Consider the following 20,726-nt stretch of genomic DNA (forward strand, 5'->3'; position numbering starts at 1 on the left):
TGGGTTCCAGCCAGCATCTGTCCCTGCCCTGCGATAGGGGTACACTGCCGGCCGTGAGCGTCCAGGCATCCCGCCGAACGCACCGTGGCAGTCCGCCGCGAGGCAACGACGAGGGTCACGCCACCGGGCATGGCCCAGTTCACCCACCTCCGGCCTGGCCGGGTGCAATCCAAGACGAGAAACCAAGATGAGCGACAAGGTTGTACACGTCGGCGATGCCGACTTTGATAGCGCCGTACTGAATTCCAAGGAACCGGTGCTGGTCGATTTCTGGGCCGAGTGGTGTGGCCCGTGCAAGATGATCGCCCCGGCGCTGGATGAACTGGCCGATGCCTACCAGGGCCGCGCCAAGATCGCCAAGGTCAACGTGGACAACAACCGCGCCCTGGCCGCCAAGTACCACGTGCGTTCGATTCCCTACCTGGTCGTCTTCAAGGACGGCGAGAAGGTGGGCGAGCAGATCGGTGCCGTTGGCAAGGCCCAGCTGGCCGGCCTGCTGGACAAGGCCCTGGCCTGATCCCGCGCTTTCCGGCAGCCGTTTTCGACGGCTGCCGGGCAGGCGCCCCGGCGCCTGACTGAATACCGTATCCGGCGACCCTTGCGTGGCGCCGCGGGCCGATGATAGTGTCGGCACATCCGGCCGCGTTCGCGTGCCGCATCTTCTGGACGCAGTTTCTTCCAGACCCATTCCCAATGTTCGCCGCCCCAGCCGGGCGCTCGCACCTTCAAGCGAGGAATAACGCTCTTGTCCGATAACACTCCCGAAACCGGTAGCGCTGATGCGCCCGCCGAAAAGCGCGTGCGCAAAGCCCGCGTAACCAAGGCTGCCGCTCCGGCCGCCGCCGAAACCAGCGCCGCCCCTGCGCAGCCTGCCCTGCCGCTGGCAGCCGCGCCCGAGGCGCCGGCACCGGCCGCAGCGCCTTCCGCGCCGAGCGCACCCGCCGCCGAGGCCCCTGCCAGCAGTGGCGGCGGCGAAGGTGGCGAGGGCCGCGAATCCGGCCAGCCGCGGCAGTCGCAGCAGAACAACCAGGGCGGTGGCCAGAACCAGAACCCCTACAACCAGGGCGGTCAGCAGGGCCAGCAAGGCCAAGGCAACCGCCGTGACCGTTTCCGCAACCGCCGCGACCGTGATCGCAATGGCGGCGGTGGTGGTGGCGGTGGTGGCAACGGCGGTCGCTTCCGCGACGACGGCATGCCCAACGACAACGGCGAACAGCAGCCGTTCGTACCGCGTCCGCACGCCAACGTCCCCGAAGGCTTCCCGGTCTATTCGCTGAGCGACCTCAAGCGCATGCCGGCCCAGAAGCTGCTGGAGATCGCCGAGCAGCTGCAGATTTCCGAAGGCGTGGCCCGTGCCCGCAAGCAGGACGTGATCTTCGCGCTGCTGAAGGTGCTGACCCGCCACGGCGACGGCGTTGCCGCCGACGGCGTGCTGGAAATCCTGCCGGACGGCTTCGGCTTCCTGCGCGCGGCCGAGGCCAGCTACCTGGCCGGCCCGGACGACACCTACATTTCGCCCAGCCAGATCCGCCGCTTCAACCTGCGTACCGGCGACCACCTGTCCGGCCGCATCCGCTTCCCGAAGGACGGCGAACGCTACTTCGCGCTGTCGATCGTGGACACCATCAACGGTGAGCCGCTGGAAGCGTCGAAGAACAAGGTGCTGTTCGAGAACCTGACCCCCCTGTTCCCGCGTCGCCGCTTCACCCTGGAGCGCGGCAACGGTTCGTCGGAAGACATCACCGGCCGCATCCTCGACCTGATGGCACCGCAGGGCAAGGGCCAGCGCTCGCTCATCGTGTCCCAGCCGAAGGCCGGCAAGACGATGATGATGCAGCAGGTGGCCACGGCCATCACCACCAACCATCCGGACGTGCACCTGATCGTGCTGCTGATCGACGAGCGCCCGGAAGAAGTGACCGAAATGCAGCGCACCGTGCGCGGCGAGGTCATCAGCTCGACCTTCGACGAACCGGCCGCGCGCCACGTGCAGGTGGCCGAAATGGTCATCGAGCGTGCCAAGCGCCTGGTCGAGCACAAGAAGGACGTGGTGATCCTGCTCGACTCGATCACCCGCCTGGCGCGTGCCTACAACAACGTCGTGCCGAGCTCGGGCAAGGTGCTGACCGGTGGTGTGGACGCCAACGCCCTGCATCGCCCCAAGCGCTTCTTCGGTGCCGCGCGCAACGTGGAAGAAGGCGGCAGCCTGACCATCATCGCCACCGCGCTGGTCGATACCGGCTCGAAGATGGACGAGGTGATCTACGAAGAGTTCAAGGGCACCGGCAACAGCGAAGTGCACCTGAGCCGTCGCATCGCTGAAAAGCGCGTGTTCCCGGCCATCGACATCAACCGTTCGGGCACCCGTCGCGAAGACCTGCTGATCGAGCCGGAGCTGCTGCAGAAGATCTGGATCCTGCGCAAGCTGCTGCATCCGATGGATGAAATGACGGCGATGGAATTCCTGCTCGACAAGATGAAGAACACCAAGTCCAACGACGAGTTCTTCGGTTCGATGAAGCGCTGATCGCGCGGCATTGATGGAATACGGAAAGGCCCCGCAGTGCGGGGCTTTTTCTTTCAGACCGACGACGATCCACCGCGCGGAAGGGTTCTATTGGCAGACCTGCCGGGGATCCAGCCCCAGGTCGCGGCAGACCTGATCGTGGACCCTGCACACCCCCCGCGATCCCGAATGGATCATGTGCATCCAGATCGGCAGCGGTGGAATGTAATACTCCCAGAATTCCGCCTGGAGCCGACCGCGCAGTGCTGTGAACAGCAGGCGCGCCTCATTCGTGGCTCCGCAGAAATAGGCGGCGAGTGCGAATGATTCGAGGCAGACCACATGGTAGTCATCACCATGGGTGGCGATGATCGAGCCAATGCGGCGCTGCAACGTCTCGGGCGTGGCGCCAGCCCACTTCAGGATGGCCTGCCGGAGCCAAGCGGCAGCATCCTCATCACGGAGATGCTGGGCGATCTGTCTGATGTCATCGATCTCTTCGGATGCGCTCAGCGCATCATCCAAAACCGCCTGCGCCGCAATCACCAGCGAGCAACTGCCGGCAGGCGCGTTCTCCACTACCCAGGCGGCAAACTGGTAGTGTTCGTCCACCTCTCCACCCCATCGTGCATATGTACCTCGCGCGTACTGCACGATGACCGGACAGTGAAACGGCTGGGCCAGCATCGCCGCATGCATCCATTGGTCCCGATGACCGTCACCAGCGCCGATCACCACATTGCAATGGATCAGGCCGGCCAGCGCCATCGGATTGCCGGGATCGGTCTCGATGATGCCGAGGAACTTCTCGTAAGCCTGATTCATGATCTTCGGAAACCTGCGCCGGCGCAGGAACGGAATGTCCCTTGCGTAGGTTTCACCGCGAACTTTCCATGCGTTGGAGATGTCGACATAGGCCGAAAGCAGCGCTGGATGAGGCGACTGCGGCATTGCCCGTGACCACGTCTTGAGCCATCCAGGTGTCTGACGATCATCTGCCAGACGCCAGACGAAGTGCTCATAGGATTCGGCAGGCAACTGCGCAAGCTGCGACTCAAGCAGCGCGAAATCCCCCGTTTTGAGATGAATGCGCGCCTGTGCAAGAAAAGGTTCGATGAAGCGAGGGACAACGCGCGCACAGGGGGTTAGTCGGAGAGTCTGCAGAAGACGTCGCATGGAATTGGGACCAGCCAAAGAATCAATGTTCCCAGCCTCATGGTCCCCGTTCCATTCAACAAATTGCAGATTGTCCGTCGATGACCAGCGGCTTCACTTCGCGACTCGTTGATTTGGCGATAATCTGCGGGACAAATGCCTGACTCTCCGCCCCGGCCGCGCTGGCCGGGCCGCCGATTCCCGCTGTTGCCCCATCCGGAGGATCCGGCGGGTCCAGCCCTGCCCGATCCTTCAACCGCATGCGCACACTGTCTCCCCGGCTCAACCTGGGCAAGCTGATCCTTGCCCTGGCCCTGCTCAGCGCCGTCATTGCCCTGGCCAATACGCTGCTTGCCAGCTATCGCGTGCAGCGCGACCAGCTGGTGGGCAACACCCTGGAAGCCAACCGCGTGTACGCCACCAAGCTGGCCGAGACCACGCAGAACTTCCTGCTGGCCGCGCAGCAGCAGCTGGCCTATGCCGCCACCCGGCTTGGCGACAGCGACATGGATCCGGCCCAGGCGCAGGATGAGGCCCGTCGTCTGCAGCTGCAGTCCAGCAGCTTCAACTCCTCGCTGGTGGTGGCCAACGACGGGCGGGTGATCGCGACCTCGCCGCAGAGCCTGCAGCTGCAGGGCGAGATCCTGCGCAGCGCTGGCAACAAGGCAGCGTTGGAACGGCGCCAGCCGATGATCAGCGATCCCTACCAGTCAGCCACCGGCAAGCTGCTGATCTCGATCTCGCACCCGGTATTCGACCGCAGCGGCCAGTACCGGGGCTATGTGAGCGGCACCCTGTACCTGCGCCAGCGCAGTGCACTCAACACCCTGCTGGGTACGCACTACTACCGCGATGGTTCCTACCTGTACGTGGTGGATCGCCATGGCCGCCTGATCTATCACAACAACCCCAAGGAAGTGGGCACCTACGCGTTGAACAACCCGGCGGTGAAAGAAGTGATGCGCGGCCAGCGCGGTGCGCAGCAGGTGCGCAACAACCACCAGGTGGCGATGCTGGCCGGTTACGCGCCCGTGGCGGCAACCGGCTGGGGCATCGTCGCGCAGCGCCCGACCGAGGCGACGCTGCAGCCGCTGTCACGCCTGATGTCGGCGGTGATCTGGAATGCCATTCCGCTGGGCGTGCTGTCGCTGCTGATCACCTGGTGGTTCGCCCGCCGCATTTCGCTGCCGCTGTGGCAGCTGGCACGCAACGTGCAGGACGGCGAAGACACCGGCAATGCGATCAGCCACGTCAATGGCATCCGTGCCTGGTACTTCGAAGTGGCGCAGCTGAAACAGGCCGTGCTGTACAGCTTCAATGCGCTGCAGGACCGGATCGGCACGCTCAACCGCGCCAGCCGTACCGATCCGCTGACCGGCCTGCTCAACCGTCGCGGGCTGCAGCAGGCGCTCGACGCGCTGCAGGCGCAGGGCCTGCCGTTTGCGATCCTGACGCTGGATATCGACCGCTTCAAGTCGATCAACGACAGCCACGGTCACGACGTCGGTGATGCGGCCATCGTCCATATCGCCGAACAGATGCGCCGCCATTCGCGCGAGACCGACGTGCTGTGCCGCGCCGGTGGCGAGGAGTTCCTGGTGCTGCTGCCGGGCGTTGGCATCGAAGCGGCCCGGCAGACCGGCGAGCGCCTGCGCCAGGCCATCGCCGACGAACCGTTTGCTCCGGTGGGCACCATCACCGTGTCACTGGGAGTGGCCCACTTCCCCAGTTTCCATACCGATCCGGAACAGGCACTGCGCTTGGCCGACAAGGCCCTGTACCTGGCCAAGGAACAGGGCCGCAACCGGGTGGTGGTGTACCCGCACGCCGATTGAGCACATCGATTCAAGCGGGATGCACCGGGGCAGGCCCGGCGCATCCCGAAATGACGCATCAGCCCAGCGGGGTGAGCAGGCGCGGGCCTTCCTGCGCACGACCCACCATGTACACACCGCCTTCGGGCAGCAGATCGCTTCCGGCGGCCAGGGTTTCCTCACCGGTCTTCCACGGCGCCTGCTGGCGCGGGCCGGGAATGTACGCGGTCCAGCGGCCGTAACGCTCACGCGAATCCTGGAAGGCGAAGCGCACCGGTACGCGCACGGTCCAGAACTCGCGATCCTTGTCCTCGCCGGTTGTGGGCGGGTTGAACGTCCAACGCTTGGCGCTATTGACGCTGGCCTTGGCCAGGATATCGCGCAGCTGGTTCATCGCGCGCGCCGTACCAATCACGGTCAGATTGGTCTGCTCGGCAATCACATCAGCTACCCTGCCATCGCGGCCGACCTTGACCATCAGCATGACCGTGCCCTCCCCCTGCATGGTCACCGCCTGCGGTGGGTAATCCGGTCCCCGCAGTGCATTGCTGGTCACCCTGTCGGTGCCGACCTCACGCTCGCCATCCACCTTGCTGAAATTGGCATCGACCAGGCGGACCCGCATGGTGCCCTCGGCAGCATTGTCGGCCATCAGCCGCAGGCGCACCGCAGTGCGTGCCTGCACGGGCGCACCATTGACCAGCACCGGGTCGAAACGCCAGCCCTGCACGGCCTTGTCCACGAAATCGGCAATACCCGCGTCGATCTTCTCGCGACGATCGAGCTGGAACCCTTCAACCTGGCCTTCGCGGCCGATGTCGATGACGCCACCAAGGGTCATGCTGGCCTCGGCCTGCCTGCGTACCTCGCGCGCGGTCTGCGCATCGGCGGTATCGATCAGGGCGGCACCGCCCGACACCGCAAGGGCCAGTGCCAGGAAAAGAGAAGAACGCATCACAGCCACTCCTTGTGCATGAAGATGATGAAGTCTGACCCCCGGGCAGGGGCCGATGAAACGTGGGGGCGGTTGACCGGCATCATTGCTCGGCAAGCGGAGTCAACAGACGCAGCCCGCGGGTAGCGCTATCGACCATGTAGACGCCACCGGCCGGCAACAGATCGGTACCGACCTGCGCGGCATCGTCGGTGGTGCGCCACGGGGCCTGCTGGCGGGGGCCGGGAATGTAGGCCTGCCAGCGGCCGTAAGGAGTGGGGGGTTGCTTGCTGCCCTTGTCGTTCAGCGCGAAGGTGACCGGCACGCGCACGGTCCAGAACGCCAGGCCTTTGTCCCCGCCGGAGGTCGGCGGAGTGAACGTCCACTTGCGGGCCTCGCTGATGCTGGCCTTGGCCAGCATGTCGCGCATCTTCTGCATCGCGTGCTCGGGTGCCACCACGCCCATGTTCACCTGTTCGGCGATGACGTCGGCAACCGCACCATCACGCTCGACCTTGACCAGCAGCATCACCTCGCCCTGTGCGCCGACGCGGAATGCCGCCTCCGGATAGCGCGGAGGCCTCATCCGGTTTCCGGTCACTGCGTCGGTGGCCTTGTCGTCATACTCGCTGAAATCCACGCTGGTCATGCGCACTTCCGTGCTGCCATCGGCGCCGGGCCTGCCCAGCAGACGTACGCGCAACGGTGCATGTTTCGCCACCGGCTTTCCGTCCACCACGGTAGGTTCAAACTGCCACCTGCGGATCGTGCCATCCACGAACGCGGCGATGGCCGGTGCGATGGACGCCTGCTGGTCCAGCACAAGGCCACTGACCGCGCCATCTGCAGCGACATCGATGTTGCCGGTCAAGACCATGCTGGCTTCGGCGGTGGCACGCACCGCGCGTGTGCTCTGCGCTGCCGCATCTGTGCTGAGCAGGGCGCCAGCCGAGCCGATCGCAAGCGCGAAGGCGAGAAACAGGGGAGAACGCATCATTGCCGATCCTTGGTGATGAAAGTGCCGAGATTACCCGAGTTCCTCGCAGTCGGCGCGGCCAATCACGCCAACCGCTGCGCAGCCGAATACGGTGGCGTGTCCGGATAATCGCCCGCCGCAAAGCGCGCCTGCAGCCCCTGCCACCAGGCGGGATCGAACAGATGGCGATAGTGCTCGCGCACCGCTGCCAGTTCCTGCGCCGGCAGGCCCATGAACGGCCCGAACCGCTCGGGGAAAACATCGCGCGGACCGACATGGAACCAGGGCTCATCGGCCATCGCTTCTTCCGGAGAGCTTGGCTTGGGCCAGGCCCGGAATACGCAGTCGCTGACCAGGCACAACTCGTCGTAGTCGTAGAACACGGCACGGCCGTGGCGCGACACGCCGAAGTTCTTCGGCAGCATGTCACCGGGGAAGATGTTGTTGCGCGCCATGTCGGTGATCGCCTGCGCGTAGTCGAGTACCGCTGCGCGCACGGCCTCGCCAGCCTGTTCGCGCAGATAGAGATTCAATGGCCGGAAGCGACGCTGCACGTAGCACAACGCAATCTCCACCTCGTCGCCATCCACGCGCACACTCTGCGCGCACTGCTGCAGCAGCTCGTCCAGCAGCACCGGGGCGAAGCGTTCGCGCGGGAAACGCAGATGCCGGTAGGGCTGTGCGTCAAGCAGGCGACCGACACGGTCGAGGTTGAACACCAGGGCGTACTTCTCCTCCACCTGCTGCCGCGACATCGTCTTGGGCCAAGCGAAACGATCGCGGATCAGCTTGAACACCAGCGGGTAACTGGGCAGGGTGAACACCGCCATGACCATGCCCGGCGTGCCTTCGGCATGCGCCAGACGCTCGTTCGGATGTTCATTGAAGTGGCGGAAGAACGTCCGGTAGCGCTCGGTCTTGCCCTGTTTGGCGCGTCCGAGCACGGTATAGATCTCGTCGATCGGCTTGCCCGGCAGCAGGCTGCGCAGGAACACCACCGCATCGCCAACCGTACCCAGGTCAGCCTGGAAATAGCTGCGCGACACGCCGAACAGATGGGCCACATCGCGACGCCGGGTCAGCACGGCATCGGCGCGCAGGCCATGGTCGTCATTGACCAGCGCGATCACGCACGGCGAGAAACGGTGTTCACCGAACACGCGCCCGACCAGATAGGCGCGGCGCTCGCGGTAGAACACGGTATCTAGCAGTTCAATGCTGCGTACCGGCGTGTCGCCCCAGTGCGCCAGATCGTCCTGCAGGCGCACGGCGATGGCGGCGGCACAGCGCAACTGGTGCGCATACGGAACATCGAAGCGGTAGTCGGCCAGCACCCGTTGCAGCGCCTCTACCGGCCGCGTCGGCGAGACCGCGTAGGTGTGGCGCGCCACCGGATGGGTGATCGCATCGGAGGGCTCGACATCGAAGGCGATGAACTCCACTTCCGGATCCACACCGCGGATGGCGAACAGCCGCCGCGACAGCGTGTTGTAGAAGGTCTTGTAGAGCTCGGCGTCGATCAGGCCCTGCAGCAGGGCACTGAAGTGCGCGTGCACCTGCAGCCACAGCGCGCGTTCGCTGATGGCGTCACCAGCCAGCCGACGCAGCGCATCCATCTGCTCGGCGATGCACTGGTCGTACAGGGCGATGCGCTCCACCGCATCGTGGCGCGCCGCCGCCCAGTCGCGCTGCTGGAAACGCAGCCGGGCACGCGCCGTGATCGCGGCAAAGCGGGCGTGATACTGCTCGAAACCATCGCGGATGGCCTCGGCGATGCGCGGTGCCAGTTCGGTTGCAGTGACAGGATCGGACATGCACGACGTATCCGGGGAAACCGATCTCACCATACGCTGGCGTGGGGTAGCTTGTGTAGAGCCGAGCCACGCTCGGCTGCTGCTGCCTCAGAGAACCAGACAAACGCAACCATTCCTACAGACCCCGGGCGACTGCATTGCCTACTCTTTCAGGCCCATAACGGCATGAGGTGACGCATGCAGCAAATGACCCTGATCCCACGCATGGAGGAAGGCAACGTAATCCCGCAACGGGTACGCGACGGCTACATCAGCGCGACGGCGCTCTGCCAGTCAGTGGGCAAGCGCTGGTCGGACTATCGGTCGCTGAAATCCACCGGTGAGTTCATCGAGGAGCTGACCCTGCAGACCGGCCTCCCGGAGGACCAGCTCATCCATGTGGTGTCCGGGGGCAATGCGGCGATGCAGGGCACCTGGATCCACCCTTACCTGGCCATCAATCTCGGCCAATGGTTGTCACGCAAATTCGCGGTGAAGGTGTCGCAATGGGTGGTGGAATGGCAGCAGGGCCGGGCGAACGCCGTCATGCCCGCCCACATCGAGCGCTACATGCAGAACCGCTCGAAAGTGCCCTACACGCATTTCTCGATGTTGAACGAGCTGACCCTGAACCTGATCGCGCCACTGGAGCAGGCGGGCTATACGCTGCCGCAGGAGCTGGTGCCGGACATCTCCGAGGGCCGGCTGTTCTGCAAGTGGCTGCGCGATCACAAGGGCATCGATCCCAACACCTTCGACACCTATGAGCACAGCTATCCAGACGGCCGCAACGTGCAGGCAAAGCTCTATCCGAACGAGCTCTACGAAGACTTTCGCCGGCACTTCAACGAAACCTGGCTCCCACTGCATGCGCCCAGATACTTTGCTACGCGCGACAGGCAGGCGCTGACCTTCGTACGCACGCTTCTGCTGCCTTCGACATGACATCACAGCGGACCGATCCCTGGGCTGCCGTGCAGCACCAGGGATCGGTCCCACCGAGCCGGCTCAGATCGCCAGTTCGGCCTCCACGTCCTGCACCTTGCGCCGCGCCAGGGCGAGGTTGGACTTGGTCCGGTCCAGCACGATGTAGAAGAACAGGCCCTTCTTCTTCGCCACCGGGCGCATGATGTGATACGCCTTGCCGAGCGAGATCAGGATGTCCTCGATGCCATCGTTGAGGTTGAGCGAGGCGGCGGTTTTCATCTTCGCGCGGATCACTTCGGTGTTGCCGGCCGCCGCCACTTCCATGTCCATGCCCGAACCGGCCTCGCCCAGCAGCATGCCGCTTTCGTAGTCGACCAGCGCCACGGCCTGCGCGCCATCGATACCCATCAGTGCAGTCAACGAATCATTCAATCCAGCCACGTTGCACCCCTCTCAATGTTGGTTCGAGCCCCTCGTTCCCCTGCGGCCGGGCTCACGATCCGCTGAGTTCGGCCAGGATCGCCTGGCCACATTCCCTGCTCTGCCACAGCACCTGGCCGATCACGCTGCGCTGGTCGCAGGCCGCCATCAGCAGCAACGGCGCTCGCCCCTCGGCCTGGATGGCCAGCATCAGCACCTTGCCACCGGCGGCCTCCAGCATCAGCGTCTGCAGATCGCCCAGTGCCAGTTCGCGCCCCACTGCTGCAGCCAGGGCCAGCATCGCGCTGGTCATCGCCGCCAGGCGTTCGCCACGCCCCTCCGCACCAGCACTGACCAGGGCAAAGCCATCGACGCTGGCCAGCACCACGGTCCGCACCCCTTCCACCCGCTGCTGCAGGTCCTGCAGCAACGGCCGCAGGCGCTCGCGCTGCTGCGCGTCCGGCAACGGCGCGCCTTGTCCATCAGCCATGTGCGGCCACCAGTGCATGCGCTTCCATTTCGCTCATCAGTACGTCCATCAGCAGCAGTCCTTGTTCACGATCACGGGCATCCACCGCCAGCAACGGCAGCGGCTGGCCATCGAGCCGGGCGCGCTCGGCCCAGTCATCCAGTGCCGCTGCCGGCACCTGGTCAAGATGGGTCACCGCCACCACCAGGGCCAATGCCGGACCGAACGGGCGCAGCACCTGCAGGTAGGCGTCCAGCTCGGCGGCCACCCCGGCACGGCGCGCGTCCAGCAGCAACACCGCACCGCGCGCACCCTGCAACAGGATCGGCCACAGGAAATCAAAGCGCTGCTGGCCAGGCGTGCCATACAGGCGCAGCCTCTCGCCGTTGGGCAGGTCGATATCGGCGTAGTCCAGCGCCACCGTGGTAGAAGCCTTGTCGGCACCCGCGCGGTCACTGTTGGCTACGTCGGTGTCGACCACCGCACCGGCGGCGATGCTGCGTACCAATGTCGACTTGCCGCTGCCCATGCCACCGAGCACCACCACCTTGTGCTCACGCATCGCGATCACTCCCGCGCAGCGTGCGCCACAGGCGTGCGAGCAGGCCGTTGTCGGCATTGCTGGCACGCGCACCCGCCAGCGGTACTGCAGGTGCGACCTGCAGCTGCGCATAGCCGCACAGGTAGGCGGCGTGGATGAAATCGCGCACCGCGGCGGCGGGAAGATCCAGCAGCATCGCGCATTCGTCCACCGTGCAGGCACGCTTGAGCAGCAGCGAACAGAGACGGAAGCCATCGTGATCGTGGCCGAGCACGCGGAAGTCCGGCCAGCGCAGCAGCTTCACCGACGCCCCGCGCAGGCGCTCATCCAACGCCTGCCAGTGACGGCTGCGCTGCGCCCATTGCCACAGCAACGGACGCAACGGCAGTCGCGCGCGGTCACCCGCCAGTGCCTGCAGCTGCGCCGGCAGCAGCGCATCCAGATACAGGTGCTCGAAGCCCTGCGCCAGCCGTTCCACCAGCACCGTAGCCGGCTCGTGCAGCAGCACCGCCTGGTCCTGTTCCAGATCCAGCAGCAGCAGCGGTTCTCCACCCTCGCCCAGCAGCGCCTGGCCCTGCCGCGATGGCAGCCGCTCGCGCAGCAGGCGGGTGATCGCATGCGCGCCGTCAGCCAAGCGGATCGGTGTCGCATCGGTGCCGGTCTGCATGCCGCGCAGCGCCCGTCCTATCGCGCCATCATCCAGTACGTCCTGGCCGCCATCGCCTTCGCGCAACTGGCCGCCGAGGTCCTCGATCCAGCAGTGCAGGCGCGGGCGCTGCTGGCGCATGCGCAGTGCCGCGTTGCGCAGCGCCGGCGTATCGCGGATCACCAGCAGATCGCAGTCGTCCAGGTCCTGGCTGCGGCGGATCTGCCCGTCCGGCAGCGCCGAGGCCAGCCGCAGCCTCTGCAGCAGGGCCTGTTCGCCCTGGATGTCGGTTCCCACTACGAGCACGCGTGCCATCCGTGTTCCCCGTGCGACCACCTCCCCGGCGGTCTCGCATCGCCAAGGCTAGGCCATGGCTTGCCGCCATCGTCGTGATCGACTGCTCATATTGGGGGCGGTGGTGAACATGCATGCGTCCGTTCTGCGACGGCCATCGCGGGCAAGTTTCATGCCGTGTTGACGGCGTTCCGACAGATGACGGATTTCACGGTTCCGGGCCCGAGTACATCCACGCCATGGGTGGGGTCAGATCCCTCTGCGGTACAGAGGGATCTGATCCCAGGCCCGCAAAAAAGAAACCCGCGCCGAGGCGCGGGTTTCTTTCCAGGTCTCAACCGGGCGGCGATGAATCAGCCGCGCAGCTGCTCCAGCGCGGCATTGAAAGTCGCGCTCGGACGCATTGCGGCAGCGGCCTTGGCCACATCCGGACGGTAGTAGCCGCCGATGTCCACGGCCTTGCCCTGCACCGCGATCAGCTCGTCAACGATCTTCTGCTCGTTGTCGGCCAGCGCCTTGGCCAGCGGAGCGAAGCGTGCCTGCAGTGCGGCATCTTCGTTCTGCGCTGCCAGGGCCTGCGCCCAGTACAGGGCGATGTAGAAGTGGCTGCCACGGTTGTCGATGCCACCGAGCTTGCGCGACGGCGACTTGTCGTTGTCCAGGAACTGGCCGTTGGCCTCGTCCAGTGCCTTGGCCAGCACGCGGGCGGCAGCGTTGTCGTAGCGGTTGCCCAGATGCTCCAGCGACGCGGCCAGGGCCAGGAACTCACCCAGCGAATCCCAGCGCAGGTAGTCCTCTTCGACGAACTGCTGCACGTGCTTCGGTGCCGAACCGCCAGCACCGGTCTCGAACAGGCCGCCACCGGCCATCAGCGGCACGATCGACAGCATCTTGGCGCTGGTGCCCAGCTCCATGATCGGGAACAGATCGGTGAGGTAATCGCGCAGCACGTTGCCGGTCACCGAAATGGTGTCCTCGCCCTTGCGGATGCGGGCCAGCGAGAAGGTGGTCGCTTCCACCGGCGGCAGGATGCGGATATCCAGGCCGGTGGTGTCGTGGTCCTTCAGGTACGTCTCGACCTTGGCGATGACCTGCGCGTCGTGGGCGCGGGCGGCGTCCAGCCAGAACACGGCCGGGGTGCTGCTCAGGCGCGCGCGTTCGACGGCCAGCTTGACCCAGTCCTGGATCGGCGCGTCCTTGGTCTGGCACATGCGCCAGATGTCACCGGCTTCCACGGCGTGTTCGAACACCACGTTGCCGGCCTCGTCGGTGACCTTGACCAAGCCGTCGGCAGCGATCTGGAAGGTCTTGTCGTGCGAGCCGTACTCTTCAGCCTTCTGCGCCATCAGGCCGACGTTGGGCACCGAGCCCATGGTTGCCGGGTTGAAGGCACCGTTGCTGCGGCAGTCGTCGATGACAGCCTGGTACACGCCGGCATAGCAGCGGTCCGGAATGACCGCCTTGGTGTCCTGCAGCTTGCCTTCGGCATTCCACATCTTGCCGGAGTCGCGGATCATCGCCGGCATCGAGGCGTCGACGATCACGTCGCTCGGCACGTGCAGGTTGGTGATGCCCTTGTCCGAGTTGACCATGGCCAGGCCCGGACGCTGCGCGTACTCGGCCTGCAGGTCGGCTTCGATGGCGGCACGGGTGGCTTCGGGCAGCGACGGCAGGCGCGCGACCAGATCACCGATGCCGTTGTTGGCATCGAAACCGGCCTGCTTGAGCGTGTCGGCGTGCTTGGCGAGCACGTCCTTGTAGAACTCGTTGACGACCACGCCGAACATGATCGGGTCGGAGACCTTCATCATGGTCGCCTTCAGGTGCAGCGAGAACAGCACGCCCTGCGACTTGGCGTCGGCGATCTGCGCATCGATGAAGGCGGCCAGCGCCTTGCGGCTCATCACTGCCGCGTCGACGATCTCACCGGCCTTGACCGCGGTCTTTTCCTTCAGCACGACGGTGCTGCCGTCCTTGCCGTGCAGGGTGATCTTCAGCGCGCCGGCGTTGGACAGGGTGGCCGACTTCTCGCTGCCGTAGAAATCACCCGCGTCCATGTGCGCAACGTGCGACTTCGAATCGGACGCCCAGGCGCCCATGCGGTGCGGGTGCTTGCGGGCGTAGTTCTTCACCGACAGCGGCGCGCGCCGGTCGGAATTGCCTTCGCGCAGCACCGGATTGACTGCGCTGCCCTTGACCTTGTCGTAGCGCGCCTTGTAGTCGCGCTGCTGGTCGTCGGCCGGGGTTTCCGGGTAATCCGGCAGCGGATAGCCCTGGTCCTGCAGTTCCTTGATGGCGGCCTTCAGCTGCGGCACCGAGGCGGAGATGTTCGGCAGCTTGATGATGTTGGCGTCGGGGGTGGTCGCCAGCTGGCCCAGCTCGGCCAGGTCATCGTTGACCTTCTGCGCATCGCTCAGCAGTTCCGGGAACAGCGACAGGATGCGGCCGGACAACGAGATGTCACGGGTTTCCACTGCGATGCCCGCGGTGGAGGTATAGGCGTCGACGATCGGCAGCAGCGACTGGGTGGCCAGGAACGGTGCTTCGTCGGTCAGCGTGTAGAGGATCTTGGACATGGGGGACTTGGACTCTGTAGCAGTGCTCAGGGGAAGGCCGGCGCCAGCGCCGGGCCACGTGCAACCGTGTCACTTTCCCCGCCGCCGTCAGGGTGGGCGCGCGCCGGGGAAACCCCTGCATTGTCGCGTTTTCAGCCGCGCGGGGCAAAGCCGTGCCATACGCGGCGGTACTGCACGCCGGCAACGCTGTGATCCATCCACGCATGGCGTGGGTCTGCGGAAACATCGCCGCGCGAGGAACGGCCAGGTGCCTGCACCCGTACCCGTAGATCCACGCCATGCGTGGATGAGGCCTTCCCGCAAAGCCGCCAACAAAAAAGGACGCAGCCTCGCGGCTGCGTCCATCGTGAGTCCAACCGGGAGAGAGTCGGCGGGACTTACTTGACCTCGAACTCCTGCGGCGTTCCGGCCGCCTTACCATCAACCATGACTTCGGCGCGGTACTTGCCGGCCGGCCAGCCATTGGCATTCTTGAAGGTGATGTTGGTGGTCTCTGCACCGCTGGTGTTCAGGGTTGCGTTCTGCTCACCGGCCACCTGGCCGTCCTGGAAGGTCAGCTTGGCGCCGACGGTGACATTGTTGGCCGCGCCATCGGTCTTCACCGAGACGATGACATCGTCCTTCGGCGCGAACAGGGCGGCCGTGGCAACCGACTTGTCAGCTGCGGCGGTCTTGCCGACAGTGACCGCCGATACCGCTACGGCCGATGCAGCCATCGGCGGCGGCGCGCCGGTCATCGGCGCGGGCGCCTCGGCCGGCGTGGTTGCCGCCGGAGCTGCGTTGTTGTCTGCGGTTTCTTCCTTCTTCTTGCAGCCCACCAGGGCGACGCTGCCCAGCAGCGCGGCCAGCAGGGCATTCTGAAGCGGGGTCGTCTTGATCATTCGGGGTTCCTCCAAGGATTGTTCGGACGGCGATTGGATCGCCGGTATTACTTCGGCGGCAGTTTCAGGGTCTGGCCCGGGAAGATCTTGTCCGGGTCGTCGAGCACATCGCGGTTGGCTTCGAAGATCTTCTTCCAGGCGTTGGCATCGCCCAGGTGCTGCTTGGCGATCTTCGACAGCGAATCACCCTTCTGCACGGTGTAGGTGCCACCGCTGACCACCTCGGCGGTACTGTCCACCGAAGCACTGACGCCGGAAAAGTCCGCCTTGGGGACCTGCTGGGCGGTACTGTCGACGCTGCCACTGACGCCGGAGAAATCGGCTTTCTTCTCGGTACTCATCCACACACTCCCGTCTGTATGACTACATGGCTGGCACGGTGTCATAGAGGTTGTTAAATGGGGATGGTGCCGATGTGAAGCCGCCCCCCGGGACGGCTGAACAATCGGGGCCCAACCGGTTTGCCGGGCCATGCCGGGCGGCTCCGTATGGGGCCGCTGCGCTCGCCGGGCATGGCCCGGCGCTACCTGTAAGGGCCGCTGCGCTCGCCGGGCATGGCCCGGCGCTACCTGTAACCGCCTGCGGCGGTTACTGCCGCAGTTCGCGGTAGGTCGCGGCCGGGGCGGCAATGCCAGGGCTGGCGCGCCACGGGTTGATGTCCAGGCCACCGCGACGGGTATAGCGGGCTTCGACTTCCAGCCACTGCGGCCGGCAGCGCGCGGACACTTCACTGAAGATGCGCTCGACGCACTGCTCATGGAACTCGGCGTGCTCGCGGTAGCTGACCAGGTAGCGCAGCAGGCCGGCACGATCGATCTGCGGGCCGCGGTAGCGCAGGCTGACAGTGGCCCAGTCCGGCTGCCCGGTGACCGGGCAGTTGGACTTCAGCAGGGCCGAGACCAGGGTCTCCTCCACCAGCGCATCGGCGTTGGCCGACAGGTAGTCCGCCTGCGGCGGGCCATAGCAGTCGATGTCCACCTCAAGGCCGTCGATCGACTCGCCCAGCGGTGATTCGCGCAACGCCGGCAGGCCGAACGTGACCTGGACCGGGGCGCCGGCGCAGGCCGACAGGTCGGCGACGAGGCGCTCGCGCAGGGCTTCGGCACTGTCGATGCGGGTGCTGTTGAGGGAGTTCAGGTACAGCTTGAACGACTTCGATTCGATCAACCGCGGCGAGGTGCACGGCACCTGCACGGTGGCGACGGCGACCTGCGGTTTGCCACGCGGGTCAAGCCAGCTCAGCTCGAAGGCGTGCCAGCGGTCATGGCCGACGAAGGGCAGCGCGGCCTCGTCCAGACCGATCTCGGCGCGGGCGCCGACGCGCGGGATGGGAAACAGCAGGCCGGGATCGTACTGCGACGGGTAACTGACCTCGCGACCGAGGCTGGAATCCTGTGGGGTGTTCATGGTGCTTATTGTATCGCGCGCAGAGCGGGCCTTCGGCCGGGTCGGCCAACGGCGGAGCCCCTCCGTGGTGGGGTTGGTTGGTCGGCAGAGCGGTCTATCGGGTTGGCCGGGAGGGTGGGTGGGCTGGGGGACGCCGTGAATACGTCCTTGTAGGCTCGGGCGCGCCATCCATGGCGCTTACGCCCCCAGCCCACCCACCCTCCCGGCCACGGTCAATTTCCCGCGCCACCACGGGAAAGATCAGGAAAGAATCAAAATCAAAAACAGGATCAAAAACCGATCCTTCAGACATTCATGGCATCTGCCATCCACGCATGGCGTGGATCTACCGTGTCGACCAAGGTCGACACCTACCAAAGCAGGATGTCGTTCCGACAGCCGCGGGAAGCTGTCGAAGGCGGGGTGGGTCCGGTTGCGGGGGTGTCCGCGGCATGGATGCCGCGGCCAAGCCCCCATGGACGGGTTTACGGCGTCCCCCGCAACCGGACCCACCCCGCCATCCCACGGATAGCCCGCTTCTGCTGTTGCTGTTGCTGTTGCTGTTGCCGGCCAGCGGCCGGCACTACCGCTTCGGCGGGTGCAGGGCGCAGCCCTGCCGGAAACCCTCAACCCGCCGGGGTGCCCGCACCATGCAGGTAATCCAGGCTCACCTGCAGCAGCGCACGGAATCCAACATCCAGCGCCTTCTCATCCAGCAGGAACTTCGGCGAATGGTTGGCCGGCGCCGTCGCCGGGTCGATGCCCACGCTGGTGGAACCGACGAAGAAGAACATGCCCGGCACTTCCTTGGCGTACAGCGAGAAATCCTCCGCGCCCATCTGCAGCGGCGGCTCGTACACGTTGTCCTTGCCCACCACCGCCTGCAGGCTCGGCAGCATCTTCGCGGTCAGCGCCGGGTCGTTCACCGTGGCCGGGTTGCCTTCCGATTCGTAGATGTCGGTCACCGCCTTGGCCCCATGCGCGGCAGCGGTGTGGTCGGCCACGTTGCGCAGGTCGGCGAAGATCTGCTGGCGCATGCCTTCGTCGAAGGTGCGGATGGTGCCGACCATCTCCACTTCATCGGGAATGATGTTGTAGCGGATGCCGCCGTTGATCGCGCCGAAGGTCAGCACCGCCGGCTGCTTGGACAGGTTGGCGCGGCGGCTGACGATGGTCTGTGCGGTGCCGATCAGATCAGCAGTGGCCACGATCGGATCCACGCCGTTCCACGGTGCCGAGCCATGGGTCTGGCGGCCGATCACCTTGATGCCGAAACGATCGGACGCGGCCATCAGCGGGCCACCGCGCACCGCGATCTGCCCTGCCTGCACGCTGGAGAACACATGCAGGCCGAACACCGCCTCGGGCTTGAAGTCGGCAAACAGGCCTTCCTTCAGCATCAGCGCCGCACCGCCCTCTTCCGGCGGCGGCGCACCTTCTTCGGACGGCTGGAAGATCAGCATCACCTGGCCCGGCAGATCCTTCTTCATCGCCACCAGCGCTTCGGCCACGCCCAGCAGGGTGGCAGTGTGCGCGTCATGGCCACAGGCATGCATCACGCCTACGGTCTGCCCGCGGTACTGCGCGGTGGCCTTGGAAGCGAACGGCAGGCCGGTCTGCTCGGTCACCGGCAGTGCGTCCATGTCCGCGCGCAGGGCGATCTTCGGGCCCGGCTTGCCGCCTTCGATGATCGCCACCACGCCGTGATGGGCAATGCCGGTCTTCGGCTTCAGGCCCATCGCTCGCAGGCGCTTGGCGACCTCGGCGGAGGTGCGTTCCTCGCGATTGGACAGTTCCGGGTGCTGGTGGAAATCGCGCCGCCATTCCACCACCTTGGCCTGCAGGCGCTGTGCGGCAGCGGTCACTTCCGGGCGCTGCGCGTCCTCGGCGTGGGCAAGGGCCGGCAGGGCCAGCAGCAGGGCGGACAGCAGCAACGAACGGCGCATCTCGATCTCCACGGAAGGGGTCTGCACCTGAATGTAGGGCAACCTTGCCGTTACGGGAACCTCCAGCGTCGTCCATCTGTCTGAGCGCCCGTCCCATCCGTCATGCAGGAAACCCGGTGGGCCACAGGTATGCTTTGCGCATTGCCACCCGGGGTGCCACCCCGTCCAGCCCTCTTGGAGTCTTGAATGTCACGTGTTTGGAAGATCGTGCTGCTGGTCGTGGCGGTGCTGGTGCTGGCCGTGGTCGGCCTGCGCGTACTCGGTGGCGGCAAGGACAAGGCTGCCGGGCAGCAGGCAGGCGCCGGCCAGGGGGGCGAAGATCCCGATGCCGGCCCGGTGCCGGTGACCGTGGTCGATGCCGCGCGCCAGGACGTGCCGGTGTATGCCAGCGCACTGGGCACGGTGACCGCGATGAACACCGTGACGGTCAGCCCGCAGGTGGGCGGCCAGCTGATGAGCCTCAATTTCCGCGAAGGCCAGGAAGTGAAGAAGGGCGACGTGCTGGCGGTGATCGACCCGCGCACCGCCCAGGCCAGCTATGACCAGGCCGTTGCATCCAAGCGCCAGAACGAAGCCCTGCTGGCCACCGCACGCTCGAACTACCAGCGCTCGAACGCGCCGGAGTACCGCCAGTTCGTGGCCAAGACCGATCTGGATACACAACGAAACCAGGTGGCACAGTACGAAAGCGCAGTGGCGGCCAATGAAGCCAGCATGCGTTCGGCGCAGGTGCAGCTGCAGTACACCCGGGTCACCGCGCCGATCACCGGTATCGCCGGCATCCGCGCAGTCGACGCCGGCAACGTGGTCAACGCCGGTACCGCACTGGTCACCCTGACCCAGATCCATCCGATCCACGTGCTGTTCAACCTGCCCGAACGCCAGCTCGGCGACGTGCGCCAGGCGCAGGCCGCCGGCAGCGTGCCGGTCGCAGCGCTGGACCGCGCCGATTCGCACGTGCTCAGCGGCGACGGCAAGCTGGACGTGGTCGACAACCTGATCAGCGCCGACAGCGGCACCTTCAAGGCACGCGCGGTGTTCGACAACACCGACAACGGCCTGTGGCCGGGCCAGTTCGTCAATGTGCGAATGCAGCTGCGCACCATCGGCGGCGGCGTGGTGATCCCGACCCAGGCAGTGCTGCGTGGCCCGGACGGCGAGTACGTCTACGTCGTGCAGGGCGACAACACGGTGAAGATGCAGACCGTGCGCAGTGGCGTGGAAGTGGGCGACAGCCAGGTGCAGATCGCCGAAGGCCTGAAGGGCGGCGAGCGCGTGGTCAGCGAAGGCCAGTTCCGCCTGAAGCCGGGCAGCAAGGTGACCGCGCTGAAGCCGGGTGAGACCCCGGCCGCACCGACCGAGGCCGAACTGAAGGCCGCCGAACAGAAGAGTAGCGGCGGCCGCCGCGGTGGTGGCCCGCGCTGAGCGCAGGCCCCTGCTCTTCCCCGCGCCGGCGATCCCG

18 protein-coding genes are annotated in these 20,726 nt (G+C 65.8%); 5 read left to right on the forward strand and 13 right to left on the reverse strand.

All coding sequences use genetic code 11. The features are described from left to right. The first annotated feature begins 187 nt into the window (after nucleotides 1-187). Together trxA and rho are read left to right on the forward strand one after the other, a co-directional pair. Nucleotides 188-517: a thioredoxin gene (gene trxA / locus CLM74_RS19340; protein WP_025878607.1), complete on the forward strand. Its 330-nt coding sequence runs from the start codon at nucleotides 188-190 to the stop codon at nucleotides 515-517. A gap of 228 nt (nucleotides 518-745) precedes the next feature. Beyond that, nucleotides 746-2,527: a transcription termination factor Rho gene (gene rho, locus CLM74_RS19345; protein WP_033832384.1), complete on the forward strand. Its 1,782-nt coding sequence runs from the start codon at nucleotides 746-748 to the stop codon at nucleotides 2,525-2,527. An 87-nt stretch (nucleotides 2,528-2,614) separates the two neighbouring features. Here the strand turns inward: rho and CLM74_RS19350 are convergent, their stop codons facing one another. Next, nucleotides 2,615-3,682 carry a hypothetical protein gene (locus tag CLM74_RS19350; protein ID WP_105164760.1) on the reverse strand — a complete coding sequence of 356 codons (1,068 nt, stop codon included), beginning with the start codon at nucleotides 3,680-3,682 and terminating at the stop codon, nucleotides 2,615-2,617. Nucleotides 3,683-3,921: 239 nt separating this feature from the next. On the opposite strand from CLM74_RS19350, the gene CLM74_RS19355 reads away from it, so the two are divergent. After that, nucleotides 3,922-5,496, forward strand: coding sequence for a sensor domain-containing diguanylate cyclase (locus tag CLM74_RS19355; protein WP_099785608.1), 1,575 nt, complete (start codon nucleotides 3,922-3,924; stop codon nucleotides 5,494-5,496). Between the two features lie 58 nt (nucleotides 5,497-5,554). On the opposite strand, the gene CLM74_RS19360 is transcribed toward CLM74_RS19355, so the two are convergent. The 3 genes from CLM74_RS19360 to aceK all read right to left on the reverse strand — a co-directional run bounded on the left by CLM74_RS19360 (nucleotide 5,555) and on the right by aceK (nucleotide 9,199). After that, the gene (locus CLM74_RS19360) at nucleotides 5,555-6,430 is read right to left on the reverse strand and encodes an energy transducer TonB (protein ID WP_313446726.1); all 876 of its coding nucleotides are present in this window, start codon (nucleotides 6,428-6,430) and stop codon (nucleotides 5,555-5,557) included. Between the two features lie 82 nt (nucleotides 6,431-6,512). After that, nucleotides 6,513-7,406, reverse strand: coding sequence for a TonB-dependent receptor (locus CLM74_RS19365; RefSeq protein WP_105164762.1), 894 nt, complete (start codon nucleotides 7,404-7,406; stop codon nucleotides 6,513-6,515). A gap of 62 nt (nucleotides 7,407-7,468) precedes the next feature. Then, on the reverse strand, nucleotides 7,469-9,199 hold the full coding sequence (aceK, locus tag CLM74_RS19370) for a bifunctional isocitrate dehydrogenase kinase/phosphatase (RefSeq protein WP_105164763.1): 1,731 nt from the start codon (nucleotides 9,197-9,199) through the stop codon (nucleotides 7,469-7,471). A 177-nt stretch (nucleotides 9,200-9,376) separates the two neighbouring features. Between aceK and CLM74_RS19375 the strand changes: the two genes are divergently transcribed. Further along, nucleotides 9,377-10,123, forward strand: a complete 747-nt coding sequence (locus CLM74_RS19375; protein ID WP_105164764.1) for a KilA-N domain-containing protein — start codon at nucleotides 9,377-9,379, stop codon at nucleotides 10,121-10,123. A 63-nt stretch (nucleotides 10,124-10,186) separates the two neighbouring features. On the opposite strand, the gene CLM74_RS19380 is transcribed toward CLM74_RS19375, so the two are convergent. From CLM74_RS19380 to CLM74_RS19420, 9 genes are all read right to left on the reverse strand, one after another. Next, entirely contained in the window at nucleotides 10,187-10,546 is a 360-nt protein-coding gene (locus CLM74_RS19380) for a hypothetical protein (RefSeq protein ID WP_025878601.1), read from the reverse strand. Between the two features lie 52 nt (nucleotides 10,547-10,598). Then, nucleotides 10,599-11,015, reverse strand: a complete 417-nt coding sequence (locus CLM74_RS19385) for a roadblock/LC7 domain-containing protein (RefSeq protein ID WP_025878600.1) — start codon at nucleotides 11,013-11,015, stop codon at nucleotides 10,599-10,601. Beyond that, on the reverse strand, nucleotides 11,008-11,556 hold the full coding sequence (locus tag CLM74_RS19390) for an ATP/GTP-binding protein (protein ID WP_025878599.1): 549 nt from the start codon (nucleotides 11,554-11,556) through the stop codon (nucleotides 11,008-11,010). The genes CLM74_RS19385 and CLM74_RS19390 overlap by 8 nt, the downstream gene beginning before the upstream one ends. Continuing rightward, nucleotides 11,549-12,496, reverse strand: coding sequence for a hypothetical protein (locus CLM74_RS19395; protein WP_105164765.1), 948 nt, complete (start codon nucleotides 12,494-12,496; stop codon nucleotides 11,549-11,551). Before CLM74_RS19395 ends, CLM74_RS19390 begins: the two co-directional genes overlap by 8 nt. A gap of 332 nt (nucleotides 12,497-12,828) precedes the next feature. Next, a complete protein-coding gene (locus CLM74_RS19400; RefSeq protein ID WP_105164766.1) occupies nucleotides 12,829-15,051 on the reverse strand; it encodes an NADP-dependent isocitrate dehydrogenase in 2,223 nt (740 codons plus the stop codon). A 377-nt stretch (nucleotides 15,052-15,428) separates the two neighbouring features. After that, nucleotides 15,429-15,932, reverse strand: a complete 504-nt coding sequence (locus tag CLM74_RS19405) for a hypothetical protein (RefSeq protein WP_080149696.1) — start codon at nucleotides 15,930-15,932, stop codon at nucleotides 15,429-15,431. Nucleotides 15,933-15,979: 47 nt separating this feature from the next. Beyond that, nucleotides 15,980-16,273 (reverse strand): LysM peptidoglycan-binding domain-containing protein, encoded by a 294-nt coding sequence (locus CLM74_RS19410; RefSeq protein WP_025878595.1) that lies wholly within the window; start codon nucleotides 16,271-16,273, stop codon nucleotides 15,980-15,982. A 247-nt stretch (nucleotides 16,274-16,520) separates the two neighbouring features. Further along, a complete protein-coding gene (gene queF, locus CLM74_RS19415) occupies nucleotides 16,521-17,339 on the reverse strand; it encodes an NADPH-dependent 7-cyano-7-deazaguanine reductase QueF (RefSeq protein WP_032976417.1) in 819 nt (272 codons plus the stop codon). Nucleotides 17,340-17,944: 605 nt separating this feature from the next. Then, nucleotides 17,945-19,264 carry a M20 family metallopeptidase gene (locus CLM74_RS19420; RefSeq protein ID WP_025874644.1) on the reverse strand — a complete coding sequence of 440 codons (1,320 nt, stop codon included), beginning with the start codon at nucleotides 19,262-19,264 and terminating at the stop codon, nucleotides 17,945-17,947. Nucleotides 19,265-19,450: 186 nt separating this feature from the next. On the opposite strand from CLM74_RS19420, the gene CLM74_RS19425 reads away from it, so the two are divergent. Next, complete coding sequence (locus tag CLM74_RS19425; protein WP_105164767.1) at nucleotides 19,451-20,689, forward strand: efflux RND transporter periplasmic adaptor subunit; 1,239 nt, start codon at nucleotides 19,451-19,453, stop codon at nucleotides 20,687-20,689. Nucleotides 20,690-20,726 lie beyond the last annotated feature (37 nt).

Source organism: Stenotrophomonas sp. MYb57, from assembly GCF_002966815.1.
GTDB lineage: Bacteria > Pseudomonadota > Gammaproteobacteria > Xanthomonadales > Xanthomonadaceae > Stenotrophomonas > Stenotrophomonas indicatrix.